Below are 16,108 nucleotides of genomic sequence, written 5' to 3'. Positions count from 1 at the left end.
GCCGCGCAACAGACGACCACGGAGGGCGCCTTGAGTTTGGCGGTTGAATGTCCGGCGCGTCGCCCAGCTTCGACTTGACCTCGGGTCCAGCTCGTGAAATCGATGGAGGGACTCGCCAACCAGGACGCGATCCCGTTGATATCGTGAGGAAAAGTCCTGAGCCAGATATGCACCGACAGTGCCCGGCACCGCAAATGCAGAGCCGCAGGACGGCGGAAACCGAAACTGGATTGCCGAGGACGTCGGATGGCGCACGCGGCATCTGGAGCCGCCCGCTCCAGACGCTGCTCGCCGCCACGACCGTCTCGCTCATTCTGATCGTCGCCGCCGCGCTGATCGGACTGAACTACTATCGCGCTCGCAACGCCGCCATCGACGATGCCAAGGCCGGGATGCGCGTGTTCTCCGAGCGCCTGGTCGAGCGCTTCAACGCGCTGTCCGACCAGACGACGACGTCGATCGGTCTCATCACCTCGGTCCCCAACGCGTTCCTCAGGCCGCCGCCGGAAAGGCTCGACGACAAGGCCGTCGTGCTGCGAGAGATCATCAGGCGTGCCCCGCATCTCGACGGCGCCTATGCCGGCTATCCCGACGGTTCTTTCCTGCACGTCATCAACCTGCGCACGCCCGGCTGGGTGGCGGCGCTCGGCGCACCGGCCCATGCCGCCCTTGCCGTCCGTAGCTTGCATTCCGAGAATGGCGGCCCTGTCCAGGCCGTTGCGTTCCAGGATGGCAAGGGCGCCGCGGCGGGGCAGCTGCCGCCGGTTTCCACCGAGTTCGATCCGAGGACCCGGCCCTGGTACAAGGCCGCCGCGAACATCCCCGGCCCCGTGTCGATCGGCCCCTACCAGATGGCGACCACCGGCAAGCTCGGCATGACGGTGGCACAGTCGCACAGCGCCGACCGCAAGATCGTCATCGCCGTCGACATCATCCTGGACACGATCACCGACTTTCTCGCCGCCGAACGCATCACGCCGGGGACCGTGACCTTCATCGTCGATACCTCCGGCAATCCGGTGATCCATTCGGATCGCGCCTTCATGGACCGACTGCTGGCCGGCGGCGGAACCGCTTCGCCGCCGGCGGCGCCGGATCCGGTGGTCGACAGCGTCCGCTCCGACGATTCCTGGACCGCGCAGCCCAGGATCATCGCGGCCGGGGACCGGGATTTCCTCACCCTGGTGACCCCGCTCAAATCGCCGCTGCTGCTTGCCCACCACCGCGTCGTCGTCGCCGCCCCGATGGACGAACTGATGGCCGATGCAAACCGTTCGCTGCTGCAGGCCCTCATGGTCTCGGCAATGATCGTCATCGGCGCGGTGTTGTTCGCGCTCATGCTGTCGCGCCTGATCACCAAATCGCTTCACCGTCTGACCGACAGCGCCGACAGGCTGCAAAACCTGGATTTCGCGACCCCGGTGGACGTCAGTTCGCACGTCACCGAGATCACCACGCTCGGTCGCGCCATGAACAGGGCACGCGATGCCATCTTCACCTTCGCGCTCTATGTTCCCAAGGAGTTCGTGCGAAAGGGCATCCAGTCGGGCTATTTCACCGGACGGACCGCCGTGCGTCAGGAATTGACCGCGCTGTTCACCGACATCTACGACTTCACCACGATCAGCGAGGCGCATCCGCCAGAACAGGTGGTTGCGATGCTGTCGGAATATTTCGACATCCTCGAGGAGGCCGTCAGCCTGCACAACGGCTCGATCATCCAGTTTCTCGGCGATTCGATCTTCGCCATGTGGAACGCCCCCGTTCCCGATGCCCGGCACGCGGAAAACGCATGCCGGGCGGCACTCGAGGCACAGCGGAGGCTGGACGCTTTCAACCGGGCGCAGGCAGAGAAAGGCCTGCCGGCGTTCCGCACCCGCTTCGGTATCCATACCGGGCAGGCCGTCGTCGGCAGCGTCGGCGCGCAGGAGCGGCTGCAATACACGGCGATGGGCGACACCATCAACGTGGCGTCGCGCCTGGAAGGGATCAACAAGGCGTATCGGACCACCATCCTGGCGAGCGCCGCCGTGCGCGAGGCATGCTCGGCAGCGATCGCCTTCCGGCCGCTCGGCCTGGCCCAGGCCAAGGGACGCATGGAGGGCCTGCAGGTGTTCGAGGTCGTCGGCATCGTCACCGACGGCAGCCGCGGCAGCGCCGACCGCGAACCGCAAGCCGAAGCAGGTAGCGCCGCCTGACCGACGACCTGGCGTCCTCCAACCAGCCGTGCTGCACCGCCAGGGGCTCACAGGTCACGGCGCACGTTGACGGGACGCGCCAAGGTTTCTCGTGAGCCGAGTTCGTGCTGCAAAGCGCTGGAGGCTTGTGCGCAGACCGCGAACCGACTAATCCAGCGTCGTGTGGGGCCTGTAGCTCAATGGTTAGAGCCGGCGGCTCATAACCGCTTGGTTGGGGGTTCGAGTCCCTCCGGGCCCACCATTTCTTTCTTCGGACGTTGTTTTTCCATCATTTTTTCCTCGATTTGCCTCACCGGAATTCCGGCTCGATGAAAGTGGGACATTTTTGCGGGCCACATAGGTCTTCCGACGCTCGAAACCGGCATCGATAATCCGCTTGGACTGGGCGGCTTTGGTGTAGTGCTGAGCCATCTTGGAATCAGACCAGCCAAAGATCGCCATCAATTGATGTTCTGTAGCACCTGCCTCGGCGAGGATCGTTGCGGACGCTTTTCTGAGGCCGTGCGACGAGCATTCCGGCAAATCGGCATCGTTGCACCACTGGCGCATCTTGTTGCCGAAGCCGTTCCCGCTGAACGCCTTGCCGTATTCGGTTATAAGGAAGGTCGGCTGATCATGCGTGATCGCGTCCAGCGCCTCGCGGAGCTCGTCTGTGACAGGCAGGCTGAGCGACTGTGCATATTTGCCGGAACCTTTCTCCGGCATGAACTCGATGCGGTCGGCGACCAGGTTCCGCCAGCCGAGCTTGACGAGGTCCGAGCGTCTGACGCCCAAATTCAGCATCAGTTCCATTGCAAGCCGGGCCATAGAGCCGAACGGATAGGCTGCGCGATAGCGCGCCAGTTCCGCTTCGCTCCAGGTGTGGAAACCGGGAGACTTATGGATTTTCGTGACACCGTTCGCGGGATTGAAGGTCGCCAGCTCGGCGCTGATAGCCCAATTGAACAACGCCTTCAGATACTTCACCAGCTTGTCGGCTGCGCCGGGCGTGCCGCTGCGCTTCATCTGGCTGGCTTCAATGTCTGATTTGCGGATCTTCTTGAAGGGCAGTTCGCCTACATTGCTGCAATAGCGATTGAGAACGCTCTTCTTGTCCTTCTGCGTGGCCGGCGACTGGCTCTGAAACGCCTTGGACCGGTAATAGGTCTCGACCAGCCAGCGAACCGAGCCCGGCTCCAGTCTAGAAATCTGGACCGCCTTTTCACCACGATCGCCAGCCAGGACGCGGTGATATTCCTCGGTAAACGCTTGGGTGACGCTGCCCGCCTCGTCCAGATAGGTGGAGGTCATACGATACTTCGGCATGCCTGGCAGGCGGAGATAGAACCGCTCATTGCCGTGCCGGTCGATATCCCGCGAGCAATATTTGAAGGGGACGCGCTGATTACCCGACCGCGTAATCAAACGGGTTTTCGCCATCGTCTTCGTCTCCGCTCAAGCCGTGTTCTTTGATGTCGTACCAGGACGCCCGGATTTCCTCGGCATCCCAACGGCGCAACGCGCCGATCTTCACGCCTTTCGGCATAAGGCCACGGCGGACCCAGTGGTCAAAGGTCCCCGTCGAGACATCCAGAAGCTCCGCCGCACGGACGCGGCTGACCGCGAATTTGTAGAGCGGTCGCGGGGCTAACGTTTCAGCTTGCTGCTTCATGTGCCGCTCCTCACGCTCTGGAGGCGTTGTCAGCAAGCGCCAAAGCCTTCTGCTTGGGCTCGACCATATTCGCCGCAAGATACTCATCCACGGCGTTTTCCGGCAGGAACAGGCTTCCGCCAATCCGGACATGACGGATTTCTTGCTTGGCGATCAGGTTCCGGATGCGAGCGACCGGCCATCCGGAACGATCAGCCAATTGCTTCGGTGATAAAAGCTGAGATTGCATAACTGCTCAACTCCATAGAGATAATTCGACACGAGGCAGAACGAATCATATAATCGCGCTGGACGCAACACTTTTATCGCATTTGAGATATTTCGATGCAAGATGGATTCATGGAGGCAATGGGGCAACGGCTGGGGAAAATCCGCAAGGATTCCGGGTTAAAGCAGGTGCCCTTTTCCGAAGCGCTTGAGGTGTCGCAAAGCGCTTACAACACCTACGAGCGCGGAAATCGCGAGATACCGGCAAAAATTCTCCGGCTTCTGCATGTTAAATTCAATGTGAACCCCGTGTGGATGCTAACGGGGGAAGGAAGCCCGTACAATCGGGACACCGTCGATCTGTATCACCAGGTCACGCGGGCGGTTGACGCTTTCATCGCAAGAGAAAACTGTCAGGTGGAACCGGACAAGCGCTTGAAGCTCATCCGGTTCCTGATCGACTACGCCGAACAACACGGCGAATTCACAGAGGAAATTGCAGAAAAATATCTGAGGTCAGCGATATGAGTAACTCGAGCTTCGAAGAGCAGATAATGCAGGGCGTGTACGTGCTCGGTCGCCAGCGCGACCAACTGGCAACCGAAAGGCGGAAGTTAGCAAGGCAATTGCGCTATGCCCGACATTCGGCCCGGCTTACGAGCCTTTCAAAGCAATACGATTTCGGGATGGTCTTCTTCGCTGCAATGGGAGCCGTTTCGCTCATTTTGTTCGATGCAAACAGTGGATCCGATGCTTGGGTGAACCCTGTGCTGAGCTTGTCGCTGATGCTGTTCGCCTGCGGTAGCGCCGTCAGAGGCCGAAAGATGGTCAGCCGGATCAGGTACGTCCATGATCGGTTCGGAAAATGGTCGATGTAGCCTTGTGCAGGGCAAACAGATAAGAACGCCGATGCGCGAGTCGGCGTTTTCTTGACTCCCTGCGAAAAGATGTGATTTCCTACACCATGTGTGGGAGCGAAACGGTTACTTAACCAAAATTCGCTAAAGAATACAGAAGTCTGGCCGTTCTGTGTCTGGCGGACGACTGCAAGGTCTTGTTCTGTGACGCGGAATTTGCGTCAGAAGACAGGATCGGGAATGGACGACAAGACCATACAGCAAGCGAAAACCCTCGCAAATTTCGTCTGGCAGATCGCCGATATTTTGCGAGGCGACTTTAAGCAATCTGAATACGGCAAGGTGATCCTGCCCTTTGTGGTGCTGCGCCGCCTTGACTGCATCCTAGAGCCGAGCAAAGGCGCCGTTCTGAGGGCGCAACTGTCGTTGCCTCAGGGCATCGACGAACAAACCCGTGATATGATGCTGTTCGGGGCAATCGGCGGTGGCATTCGGGTTTACAATACCAGCAAGCTTACGTTTGCGTCGATCAAAGCGCAGAATCCGGCCCAACTGCACGACAATCTGATCGCATACATCACGAGCTTTTCGACGTCAGTGAAGGATGTCTTCCTCGACAAGTTCCTATTCACCGACCAGTTGAAGCGGCTGAGCGAAGCCGCGATCCTCTGGAAGGTGTTCGAGCAGTTTGCCGCGCTCGACCTGAAGCCCCAGTCGGTTTCTACGCTGGCCATGGGCTACTTGTTCGAAGATCTGATCCGTCGCTTCTCGGAAATCTCCAATGAGACGGCTGGCGAGCATTTCACGCCGCGTGAGGTCATCCGCCTAATTGTAGACCTTCTATTGGTCAACGATGCACAGGCGCTCACTGGTAAGGGCATCATCCGCCAGGTCTACGACCCGGCATGTGGTACAGGAGGAATGCTGGCGCTCACCGAAGAGGGCATGAAGGATTTGAATCCGGATGTCCGCGTCGAACTCTTCGGGCAGGAGCTGAATGGCGAGTCCTTTGGCATCTGCAAGTCGGACATGCTGGTCACCGGTCACGACCCAGAGAACATCGCATTCGGCAACACGCTGACGCACGATGCGCACAAGGGCCGCAAGTTCCATTACATGCTGTCCAATCCACCGTATGGCGTCGACTGGAAGAAGTATCAGGAGCCTATCAAGGCTGAAGCCGAGACGAAAGGTACGGACGGGCGCTTTGGCGCAGGTTTGCCGCGTATCTCGGACGGGCAGTTGCTCTTCCTTCAGCACATGATTTCCAAGATGCGAGACGACGAAGCCGGTTCGCGCATAGGCATCGTCATGAACGGCTCACCGCTCTTCACCGGCGGCGCGGGATCAGGCGAAAGCGAAATTCGCCGATGGATGCTTGAAAAGGATTGGGTCGAGGCCATTGTCGCACTTCCGACCGATCTCTTCTACAATACCGGCATCCAGACCTATGTCTGGCTTCTGACCAATCGCAAGCGCAAGGAGCGGCGAGGAAGAGTCCAGCTCATCGACGCATCGGGCGAGCAGTTCTGGAAGCCGATGCGCAAGAATCTCGGCTCAAAGCGCCGTGAAATCCGCGATGACGCCCGCGAGACCATCGCGCGCATTTTCCACGAGATGGCGAATGGTGGCGGGCCATGGGCGGAAGTGTCGAAAATCTTTGACACGACGGACTTCGGTTATCGCGAGATCAAGGTCGAACGGCCGTTGAGGCTCAATTTTCAGGCCTGTGTCGAGCGCATCGAGCGGCTGAAACTCGCCAAACCCTTCATGAAGCTGGATCCTGCGGAACAGGATGACGTGCTGAACGTCGTCACGAACCGCCTGTCTGATGCGCTTTTCAAGGATCGGCCCACCTTCGAGGTTGCACTCGCCAAAGCGTTGAAGGGCGCGGGCGTCAAGATCGGCGCGCCCGTGAAGAAGGTAATCCTTGCGGCGTTGTCCGAGCGAGATGAAACCGCTGCCATCTGCCGTGACGGTGATGGCAACCCAGAGCCAGACCCTGAGCTTCGGGATTACGAACTCGTGCCGCTCAAGGAGGATTGGCGGGCGTATGTCGCGCGCGAAGTGGCACCCTTTTTACCGGATGCCTGGGTGGACGAGGCCTACCGGGACGACGCTGACAGGGGCGTGGGCCGTGTCGGTTACGAGATCAACTTCAACCGCTACTTCTATCGCTACCACCCACCGCGCGCGCTGGCTGAGATCGATGCCGAATTGAAGACGCTGGAAGTGGATATCGCGGGTCTCCTAAATGAGGTGGCGGGATGAGTTTTCCGGCAGTCCCCATCGGCGCAGTCTTCGCAGTCAGGAACGGTGCAACTCCGGCGTCGGGAGAAGGCAGCTATTGGGACGGGGATATTCCATGGGTGACTCCAGCCGATTTGGGCGGGCTTGCCGATCGCTTCATTTCATCCGGCACACGAGACATCACCATCGACGGGTATGAGAGCTGCGGAACGCAGATGGTGCCTGCTGGCAGCATCATCCTGAGCATCCGTGCGCCCATCGGGCATATGGCCATCTCGCAACAGGCAATGTGCTTCAATCAAGGGTGCCGAGGCTTGGTGCCCTCATCTCGCATCCGGACGGATTTTGCCTATTGGGCGCTTGTCGCCGCTAAACCAGAGCTTGAGGCGGCAGGGCAAGGAACGACTTTTATTGAGCTTGGTCGCAGCAAACTGCGCTCAGTGAAGATTCCGCTTCCCGACCTCGACACCCAAAAGGCGATCGCTGCCTTTCTCGACCGCGAAACTGCTCGCGTCGACGAACTAATCGCGAAGAAACAACGACAAGTGGCGCTTCTCGATCAGCGTGCCCGGCAAGCTGTCAGTGAGATTGTGATCGGTCACGATGGTCAGGCGGCTCCAAGCGCTGAAACCGGCCTCGATTACATGCCTCGTATTCCCGCACACTGGATGATTAGGCGCGCGGGCCACCTCTTCCAACAGGTTGCGGAACCAAACACCGACGATCTTCCCGTTCTGTCCGTCTCGATTCACACCGGCATATCAGATCGACAACTTGGCGACGAGGAACGCGACCGCAAGGTGAACCTGATCGAAGACCGGTCAAGCTACAAGCGCGTGAGGCCTAGCTATCTTGCATACAACATGATGCGCGCATGGCAGGGAGCCGTGGGCGTTTCGACTGTCGATGGTGCCGTTAGTCCGGCGTATGTGGTGGCAAAGCCAGTGCGCGATCTTTACAGCCCGTACTATCAGTTCCTCTTGCGCACCCCGCCGTTCATTGAACAGATGCGGCAGGGCTCGAAAGGCATCACCGACTTCCGTCTGCGGCTATATTGGGAACAATTCAAACTGATCATGCTTCCCGTGCCACCACTGGACGAACAGAAGCGCATAGCCCAAGACGCCGAACACGAAATCAGCTACGCTGCCCAAGTTGCGGCGAAAGTCAGTTTGTCTGTGGAACGCCTCAAGGAACGTCGCGCCGCCTTAATAACTGCCGCTGTCACTGGCGAACTGGACATCCGTCAGACCGTAATTGTCACCACGACGAAGCCCGACCGCCTGAAATTTCGTGTGATCGTCGGAGCGGAGATCATCCACCGGCATCAGAACAATCCAAAGTTTGGGCGGGTGAAGCTGCAAAAAGAGCTTTACCTTGCCGAGGCCCATATCGGCATCACCGAACTTGAGGGCAACTATCTGCGGGAGGCTGCAGGCCCGCTCGACCGTGCCCTGATCGATGAGACGGAAAAGGCTTTGGAGACCCAGGGGTTCTATCGCGCTCGCCAGCCCGACGGAATCGGCGGGGCTGTTAGCTACACTCCGTTGCCGAAGGCCGGCCAGCATGTCGTCGAACTGAAGACCTTTCTCGGCCCACGCGCGGAAGCTCTGCGCAACCTCATCAACCTTTTGCGTGATCTCGATCGTCGTCAAGTCGAAGCCGTAGCCACGCTCTACGCCGTCTGGAACGACGCGCTGATGGACGGCAAGAAGCCGGATGACACCGCGATCATCAGCGGCGTTTTGGCGGAATGGCATGCGGAGAAAGGCGAAAAATTCAGCGAAGGCGATCTTCGTGTTCGGCTTGCATGGATGAAACGTCAAGGGCTCGTGCCGCGCGGCCAAGGCCCGAGAACCGCCCACACGATGACTCGGGATATGTTTTCATGAGAGTCGCATCGGAAACCTTCACCAAGGAAGCCATGACCCGCCCGCTATTCGAGCCGCTGTCGGAAAAGCACGAGCGGCCCGACGAATGGTCCGGTCCTCTTGGTTTCGTGGTCGGAGGCTTCGCCAGGCCCTCGATGCAGGCGGAGCGCGACGGAGCGCTTGCGGAACAGTATTTTGAGGCTGCAAACGCCCTGATCGAATCCATTTTGGACAAGCGTGTTGCCGATTATCAGGTCGCAAACGCGGCGCTTTTTCTATACCGCCATTGTTTCGAGCTTTTGTTGAAGGCGGGCCTTCCGCCCGCTGTCCGGGTGAAGAAAGACATCCATCACCTGGGCAACCTGGCAAAGAGTTACGCACACCACAAACAGCACGCGGGCGAAGATGTGCCTCCTTGGATCATCAAGCGGTGCGAAGAACTGGCATCTATTGATCCTGGTTCCGAGGCGTTCCGATATGGTGATTATGGGATGCCCAAATCTACGGACGGATCGACAATCGAGGATGAAATCCACGTCGATCTTCTGCATCTGAAGGCGGCAATGGCCGCACTCAACGTCGCCTTGGTAGCGCAGAATTGGCTCATTCGCATGGCAAGGGGGGAACGGCCATGAACTATGAACAGCCGCCAACTCCGCACCCCTACGCCAAGGGCTTCGCGGAAGACAACGTCCACCGCGAAGAGGTGCTGGAGGTTCATCTCTGTAAGGCCCTGGTTGAGCGACAGGGCTATCGCGCACGTGCACCGGAGGACTACGACCGATCATTGGCGCTCGACAAAGCAGTTGTGCTGGATTTCATCAAGGCGACGCAGGGCGAGGAATGGATCAAGCTCGAAGCTCACTATGGCGCGTCATCAGAGGCTGAATTCTTCAAGCAGGTGGAACAAGGGCTTAAGCAGCGCGGCACGCTGGACGTGCTGCGAAATGGCGTGAAACTGGTCCCAAATCTCAAGTTCTTCCTGTGCGCATTCAAACCAGCTTCTAGCCTCAATCCAGCACTTGTGCGCCTGTTCGAGGCGAATATTCTCAGCGTCATCCGGCAACTGCGCTACAGCACCAAGAACGAAAACGCGATTGATGTGGCGCTCTTCATCAACGGGCTGCCCGTTGCGACATTCGAGTTGAAGAATACGCTGACGGGGTCGACCTTTCGTCATGCCGAGCTTCAGTATCGCAAGGACCGCGCACCAGCGAATGAACCGCTTTTGACTTTCAAGCGCGGTGCATTGGTTCACTTTGCCATGGATCAGGACAACCTATCCATGACCACGCGGCTTCAGAACGGCAAGACCCGCTTCTTACCCTTCAACCGCGGCCATGATGGTGGTGCGGGCAATCCCGATATCGAAGGCGAGTTCCGCGTCGCTTATCTGTGGGCCGATCAGCCTGAGGGGCGTGCCGTTCTATCGCGTGACATTTTGCTCGACATCATCGGTCGGTTTGTCCACCTGGACATGACGGATGGCAAGGAAGCGCTGATCTTTCCGCGCTTCCACCAGATTGACGCGGTGTTGAAAATGATCGGACACGCCCGCGCTCACGGCGGCGGATGTAACTACCTCGTTCAGCATTCAGCAGGATCGGGCAAGTCGAATACCATCGCCTGGACCGCCCACCGGCTCGTTACCTTGCATGATGAATCCGACAGGCCCGTGTTCGATACCGCGATTGTTGTTACGGATCGCGTTGTCCTGGATCGGCAGCTTCAGGGCACGATCGCTCAATTCGAACAAACGCCCGGCGTTGTCCGCAAGATCGACGGCACGTCACGGCAATTGAAAGCCGCCATCGAAGGCCAAGCAAAGATCATCATCACCACAATTCAGAAATTTTCGACGGAACACCTACGGGTGATTTCCGGACAAGGCACCCGCCGCTTCGCTGTTCTGATCGATGAGGCCCACGGTTCGCAGTCTGGGAAGAGCGCGCAAGCGCTGAGCGATGCGCTTAGTCGTGACGACGAAACCACGACATCGGACGAGATTGAGGAACTTATCGCTGAATATCAGCGCCAGCGTGGGCCGCAGCAAAACATCAGCTATTTTGCTTTTACTGCCACGCCTCGCAATGTCACGCTTGAGCGGTTCGGGACGATGGGCGCGAATGGACTTCCGCATCCTTTCCATATCTATTCGATGCGGCAGGCCATCGAAGAGGGATTTATCCTCGACGTGCTGCAAAACTATATGACCTACAAGGCCTACTACGCCTTGGAGAAAACCATCGATGACGATCCTGAACTGGATACTCGCCGCGCGCAACGCAAGGTCGCTCGCTTTGCCTCGCTTCACCCCACGGCGCTGAATCAGAAGATCGAAGTCATCATCGAACACTTCAGGCGCCACGTTAAGTCGGAGCTGGATGGCCAGGCGAAGGCGATGATCGTGACGTCGAGCCGCGAAAGCGCCCTCCGGTACTTCTTCGCCCTGAAGGCCTATATCGATGACAAAGGCTATCGGGATTTGAAGGCATTGGTCGCCTTCTCCGGCGAACTGAATATCGACGGGCAGACCTACACCGAGGCAGAGTTGAACACGTTCAGCGAGACAGAGCTACCGCGCCGTTTCGACACTTCCGAATATCAAGTTTTGATTGTCGCGGAAAAATATCAGACCGGCTTCGATCAGCCAAAGCTCTGCGGGATGTATATCGACAAGAAATTGGCGGGGCTCCAAGCGGTCCAGACACTTTCTCGCTTAAATAGAACATTCCCCGGCAAGGAACGGACGTTCATACTCGATTTCCAGAACACCATGGAAGACATAAAGGAAGCATTCCGCCCGTTCTACGAAGTGTCCAGCCTCGAAGCGGTTTCCGACAAGAATCAAATCTACCAGTTGGAAACGCGTATCCGCACATTCGGCTATATTGATAGCACCGAAGTTGAACGTTTTGCTCTCACCTTCTTCAAGGGAACGCTTTCTACTCATGACCGGGTGAGCCTCGAAGCGCTCGTTCGTAACGCCGTGGGCCGGTTTGAGGCGGAAGAGGACGAGGGGCGCCAAGAGGAGTTCCGCCAACTTCTCAGAAGCTATAAGCGCTTCTACAGTTTTGTTGCCCAGATCATACGCCTTGGCGATACCAGCCTCGAAAAGCTTTATGCCTACACTGACTGGTTGGACAGGATGTTGCCGAACCGCGAGCAGCCTCCGGAAGTTGAAATCACGGATGACATGTTGCGACTTCGAGCCTTCCGCGTCCAGGAGAAGGAAGCTGGTTCTGCCTCCTTACAGGCCGGCGAGGCAAAGCCGCTCACAGCAATCAGCGAGTTCGGAGCGAAGCCCTACACGGAAGACGAAGCGAAAGCACTTTCGGAAATTGTCAGTTCATTTAACGAGCGCCATGGGACTCAGTTCACTGAGGAGGACTTCATCCGCCTTGAGCAAGTGAAGCGAAAGGCGCTCGATGAGGAGATGACGGCGGTTCTTCGAAATAACCCACCCGACGTTTCCAGACCCACATTCGTTCGTCGCCTTCTAGAGGAGACGATCAAGCAATTTCAGCGCGACAATAGCCTTCAGAATATCATCATGACGAATGCGGAAGATCGCGATCGCGTATTCAGTCATCTATTCAGCCGCGCATTGCGCGAAGTTAGAGAAGAGGCTTGAGCGACTGGGGCGCTTCGGGAGCCGTCCCAGGCGATTGCCGGCGGAAACACCTAGCCGGACAGGTAGTAGACACCGCATTAAGGACGTAAATTAAATGGACCACTATATGGGGTTTATTTTTCGAGTTTAATGCATTAAATGTTCCACTAGAGGGATCAATTAATGCGACTAACGCTTCAAGCCCATTTTGATAGTGAGTGGCACGACGCCGCGACGCTGGAACTCAAGGACGACGCGGCCGGCTTCCAGGGCGCGTCGATCGTCGATTACGATCTCGACTATTTCGTCACCGTGGCGTCGGCAGAATTCGCGGCCGGAAAAACGGTCCGTGACCATCGCGCTTTGTCGGTGCGTTATCCCGTTGACCTCGAAAATCGATTTAGTGGCAGCTGGCCGCCGTTTCTCTTGGATCTTATGCCACAGGGACATGCAAGGCGAAAGCTTGCCGACCACCTAGGGCTCGCTGAAGGCTCGCGCGCCTCTGATCTCCCGCTGCTTCTGCGATCAGCGACGGGCGGCATAGGCAATATCCGCATCAAAGAAGCGGCAGAGGCCGAAACGGAACGTCTGTATGGGGTAACGCGCCAAGGCGTGACAGAAGAGGAAATCCTCGTGCGGTCGGATCGCTTCATGGAAGTGGCCGATCGCTTTGGAATGCTCGCCTCTGGCTCAAGCGGACTGCAAGGCGAATGGCCCAAGGTCTCCATGACCCAGGCGAACGACGGTCTTTATTATCCTGATAGCTTCGTGTCCGATGATGAGGCCGTGAGCCACGTCATCGTCAAGCTGGTACGCAGCAACGAGCCCGTAGACCGTCTGATTCTCGAAGGCGAAGCCATCTATTCGCGGATTGCTCAAGCTATCGGTCTGAATGTCAGCCAACCTTCGACCTATGCCGAAGGCGTCCTGATCATTCCCCGTTTCGACCGGAAGAAGAGAGAAGGCGGCGGAACCGTCCGGCTGGGCCAGGAAAGCCTCGTGTCGGCGATCGGCGTTGCAGATTTTGGCCATGTCGGCACACACGAGGCGTATATCGACGTTCTGCGCCTATATTCGGCCGATCCCTTCTCAGACATCGTCGAATATGTGAAGCGCGATATTGCCAATCTGGCGCTCGGAAATCCTGACAATCACGGCCGGAACTCGGCTCTGAGCAAGCATCAAGATGGCACGATCCGTCTTGCTCCATTATTCGACTTCGCGCCTATGCGGCTGGCCAAAGAAGGAATCGTTCGCTCGACACGGTGGGCCATGATGCGTGACAGAGGTCTCGATCACCTCCCTGACTGGAAGAGGATTTGTACAGGGGTGATGACCATTCCCGATGAGCAGAAAGGTATCGCAGCTGCACTTTACTCTTTCGCTGAGCAACTGCGACAGGCGCCGAACCTTGCGAAAGACGGGGGCGCTTCTCCCGAAATTCAGCAGCGAGCGATGACGCGCTGCCTTGAAATAACGAATAGCGTTCTTGAGGCCTGCTCATGACGCGGAAGGTGAACTGATAAATGGCCCGCTGGAAGAAGCCAACGAAAGAACAAGTTCTTGAAAACCGCCGGACATTGGCCGAGCGTGCGCGCAATGGCGATTTACCGTTACCCGAAGCAGTCGGGGATATCCGTAAAGGCTTCGGCATGACCCAAGAGGAATTTGCCAGGTCGTTAAGCCTCACCAGGCGCCAAATAGCCGAGATTGAAGCTGGGACCGCAAATCCGACACTGGAGACGTTGGAGAAGATTGGCCGACTGTTTGGGTTTGGAGTTGGGTTTATCCCAAGATCACGAACAGCATAGACAGCGATAGCTTTTGTTCTGAAAAGCGTAATTGACGTATCTGCAGATGATAATCCAAATAGAAATTATATCAATTCAGTTTTGACCGGGAGGGGTGTGATGGTTAGTGTCGAGGACGCGCAACGTGTTGTTCGCGGTTTAAAGCGAAACTTGTCAGATTTTGACGAGCAGCATTTCTCAATTGAACGCGGGTCCGATAAATATCTGATATTGAAAGATGATATTGCTAGTTACCTAGAGAGCAAACCAAACCTTCGTTCCGATCTTGAAACGCAAATTTGGGTGCCTGGACACTATGAACACGTCGTTCAGTTCGAGGGATCGCGCCCGCGTCGACCGTTCTTGAGGGAGGACGACCAACTTCAGCTTGAATCCCGTGATGGTGTCACGGTGTCTGTAAAGAGACCATCCAGCCTTTTCTACTTGAGCCTGCTAGATACCGATGAACTGAACAAAGAATTGCGCCGGCTTATGTATGGCCCGCCGCCTGGCCGCTCTTCCTCTCGCGCGATTTCGGAGCTTTTCAGGATGTATACCATTCGTGTCAACGCACCGGCTGAGTCTGCCATTGGGAAGAGTGCCAGAAAATCGCACGAGATTGCAGAATCATGTATATTTCATTTCGCTTATGGAAATGGTACGCCAATATCTTTCACCAGATCATGGGCTCGTACGTATTATTGGATCGGGCGAAAGAACAGCGAATCTGTTCAATTTCCCTTAAAGACCTATAATTCGGAGTTGGTTGGATATTACAACCTTGCGCTTTCCAGCGACAGCATGGTTCTCGGCTTCCTGGCTCTGTACAAGATTTTGGAATATTTTTTCAGCAGCGCTTCTGAAGAAGACCTTCATGCTAAAATAAAAGAAAAAATCACGGCGCCTGATTTTTCGCATACAAAGCCGAAAAAACTTCGTGAACTGGTGAAAGCTATCCATGGCTTCGAGAGAACAACAAATGAAGTTTCTTCATTAAAGATTGTTTTGTCAAAATATTTCGACAAACAGGATTTAAAGGACTGGATTGATCTTTACGAATTAGATAACGGTCCTTATTTTACCGAAGAAAACGTAATTTTTAGTGGGAAGTACAGATTAGACACAAGCAGTAATACAATTATACCAAATATATCTGGCCGAATTTACGAGATACGGAACGCTATAGTTCATAATAAAGAGTCTGAAGTTTCGCGCTATATACCGTATTCCGGTCAAGAAGATATGCTTCAGAAGGAAGTGCAACTTCTTCTTTATCTGGCTGAGCAAATAATCATGAAGACGGGGAAGGACATTTAGCGGAACCTATGGTCACATTTTCTGACTGCGTGTTGACTGAGCGTCCGAGTCTTCGCAAAAGTCCCTTCGAGACCGCCATCAAGCCAAGGCGGACCTGCTTAATGCCTCTACCTCATCGCTTCCGCTCGCCTGGGAGCAGAATATCAACGGAGCAGCCCAGCGTATGCAGAACGTGCAGCACTTTTCCGATCTGTGCTGTAGGCTTACCTGCTTCGAGATCTACTATGTGTCAAACGGCTTGCAAAACTGACCCCGGATCGGCGTCCAATTTTGACCCCCTTTTGGTGCACGACGTTGAGCGCCCGACCGGGTAGAGCTGGTCGGGGTTGCGCAGCCCGGTCGGGCGCGTTGATT

At 56.7% G+C, this 16,108-nt stretch carries 12 protein-coding genes, 1 tRNA gene and 2 pseudogenes; 11 read left to right on the top strand and 4 right to left on the bottom strand.

Annotated features, from left to right (window positions below):
- The first annotated feature begins 230 nt into the window (after window positions 1-230).
- Complete coding sequence (locus tag C7I84_RS03275) at window positions 231-2,198, top strand: adenylate/guanylate cyclase domain-containing protein (RefSeq protein WP_245428301.1); 1,968 nt, start codon at window positions 231-233, stop codon at window positions 2,196-2,198.
- Between the two features lie 165 nt (window positions 2,199-2,363).
- Window positions 2,364-2,439 (top strand) — tRNA-Ile (locus C7I84_RS03270).
- Between the two features lie 200 nt (window positions 2,440-2,639).
- Here the strand turns inward: C7I84_RS03270 and C7I84_RS31005 are convergent.
- The 3 genes and pseudogenes from C7I84_RS31005 to C7I84_RS03255 form a co-directional block, all read right to left on the bottom strand.
- A pseudogene (locus tag C7I84_RS31005) lies at window positions 2,640-2,981 on the bottom strand (tyrosine-type recombinase/integrase); the annotation flags it as partial.
- Window positions 2,982-3,582: 601 nt separating this feature from the next.
- Entirely contained in the window at window positions 3,583-3,849 is a 267-nt protein-coding gene (locus tag C7I84_RS03260) for a helix-turn-helix transcriptional regulator (protein WP_106770731.1), read from the bottom strand.
- A 10-nt stretch (window positions 3,850-3,859) separates the two neighbouring features.
- Entirely contained in the window at window positions 3,860-4,078 is a 219-nt protein-coding gene (locus C7I84_RS03255) for a helix-turn-helix domain-containing protein (protein WP_080816369.1), read from the bottom strand.
- Between the two features lie 95 nt (window positions 4,079-4,173).
- Here C7I84_RS03255 and C7I84_RS03250 point away from each other — a divergent pair, with 95 nt between their 5' ends.
- From C7I84_RS03250 to C7I84_RS29610, 9 genes are all read left to right on the top strand, one after another.
- The gene (locus C7I84_RS03250) at window positions 4,174-4,584 is read left to right on the top strand and encodes a helix-turn-helix domain-containing protein (protein ID WP_106770730.1); all 411 of its coding nucleotides are present in this window, start codon (window positions 4,174-4,176) and stop codon (window positions 4,582-4,584) included.
- Complete coding sequence (locus tag C7I84_RS03245) at window positions 4,581-4,934, top strand: hypothetical protein (protein WP_106770729.1); 354 nt, start codon at window positions 4,581-4,583, stop codon at window positions 4,932-4,934. Before C7I84_RS03250 ends, C7I84_RS03245 begins: the two co-directional genes overlap by 4 nt.
- A 219-nt stretch (window positions 4,935-5,153) precedes the next feature.
- Entirely contained in the window at window positions 5,154-7,184 is a 2,031-nt protein-coding gene (locus C7I84_RS03240) for a type I restriction-modification system subunit M (protein ID WP_106770728.1), read from the top strand.
- Window positions 7,181-9,055, top strand: a complete 1,875-nt coding sequence (locus tag C7I84_RS03235) for a restriction endonuclease subunit S (RefSeq protein WP_106770727.1) — start codon at window positions 7,181-7,183, stop codon at window positions 9,053-9,055. The genes C7I84_RS03240 and C7I84_RS03235 overlap by 4 nt, the downstream gene beginning before the upstream one ends.
- Window positions 9,052-9,669 (top strand): hypothetical protein, encoded by a 618-nt coding sequence (locus tag C7I84_RS03230; protein WP_106770726.1) that lies wholly within the window; start codon window positions 9,052-9,054, stop codon window positions 9,667-9,669. Before C7I84_RS03235 ends, C7I84_RS03230 begins: the two co-directional genes overlap by 4 nt.
- Window positions 9,666-12,668 carry a type I restriction endonuclease subunit R gene (locus C7I84_RS03225; protein ID WP_106770725.1) on the top strand — a complete coding sequence of 1,001 codons (3,003 nt, stop codon included), beginning with the start codon at window positions 9,666-9,668 and terminating at the stop codon, window positions 12,666-12,668. Before C7I84_RS03230 ends, C7I84_RS03225 begins: the two co-directional genes overlap by 4 nt.
- 162 nt (window positions 12,669-12,830) lie before the next feature.
- Window positions 12,831-14,153 (top strand): type II toxin-antitoxin system HipA family toxin, encoded by a 1,323-nt coding sequence (locus C7I84_RS03220; RefSeq protein ID WP_106770724.1) that lies wholly within the window; start codon window positions 12,831-12,833, stop codon window positions 14,151-14,153.
- 20 nt (window positions 14,154-14,173) lie between these two features.
- The gene (locus tag C7I84_RS03215) at window positions 14,174-14,458 is read left to right on the top strand and encodes a helix-turn-helix transcriptional regulator (RefSeq protein WP_106770723.1); all 285 of its coding nucleotides are present in this window, start codon (window positions 14,174-14,176) and stop codon (window positions 14,456-14,458) included.
- Window positions 14,459-14,557: 99 nt separating this feature from the next.
- Entirely contained in the window at window positions 14,558-15,754 is a 1,197-nt protein-coding gene (locus tag C7I84_RS29610; RefSeq protein WP_133170054.1) for a hypothetical protein, read from the top strand.
- Between the two features lie 112 nt (window positions 15,755-15,866).
- On the opposite strand, the pseudogene C7I84_RS03205 reads toward C7I84_RS29610, so the two are convergent.
- Window positions 15,867-15,980, bottom strand: a pseudogene (locus C7I84_RS03205) (helix-turn-helix domain-containing protein); the annotation flags it as partial.
- Between the last annotated feature and the right edge of the window lie 128 nt (window positions 15,981-16,108).

Origin of the sequence: Kumtagia ephedrae (genome assembly GCF_003012745.1) — a bacterium.
Classification (GTDB): domain Bacteria; phylum Pseudomonadota; class Alphaproteobacteria; order Rhizobiales; family Rhizobiaceae; genus Kumtagia; species Kumtagia ephedrae.
This window is presented reverse-complemented; position numbering and strand designations above follow the sequence as displayed.

Coding starts and splice junctions, on each gene's coding strand:
- C7I84_RS03245 (WP_106770729.1), top strand. CDS start 4,581: ATGAGTAACTCGAGCTTCGAAGAGCAGATAATGCAGGGCGTGTACGTG.
- C7I84_RS03260 (WP_106770731.1), bottom strand. CDS start 3,849: ATGAAGCAGCAAGCTGAAACGTTAGCCCCGCGACCGCTCTACAAATTC.
- C7I84_RS03235 (WP_106770727.1), top strand. CDS start 7,181: ATGAGTTTTCCGGCAGTCCCCATCGGCGCAGTCTTCGCAGTCAGGAAC.
- C7I84_RS03255 (WP_080816369.1), bottom strand. CDS start 4,078: ATGCAATCTCAGCTTTTATCACCGAAGCAATTGGCTGATCGTTCCGGA.
- C7I84_RS03230 (WP_106770726.1), top strand. CDS start 9,052: ATGAGAGTCGCATCGGAAACCTTCACCAAGGAAGCCATGACCCGCCCG.
- C7I84_RS03250 (WP_106770730.1), top strand. CDS start 4,174: ATGCAAGATGGATTCATGGAGGCAATGGGGCAACGGCTGGGGAAAATC.
- C7I84_RS03215 (WP_106770723.1), top strand. CDS start 14,174: ATGGCCCGCTGGAAGAAGCCAACGAAAGAACAAGTTCTTGAAAACCGC.
- C7I84_RS03220 (WP_106770724.1), top strand. CDS start 12,831: ATGCGACTAACGCTTCAAGCCCATTTTGATAGTGAGTGGCACGACGCC.
- C7I84_RS29610 (WP_133170054.1), top strand. CDS start 14,558: ATGGTTAGTGTCGAGGACGCGCAACGTGTTGTTCGCGGTTTAAAGCGA.
- C7I84_RS03225 (WP_106770725.1), top strand. CDS start 9,666: ATGAACTATGAACAGCCGCCAACTCCGCACCCCTACGCCAAGGGCTTC.
- C7I84_RS03240 (WP_106770728.1), top strand. CDS start 5,154: ATGGACGACAAGACCATACAGCAAGCGAAAACCCTCGCAAATTTCGTC.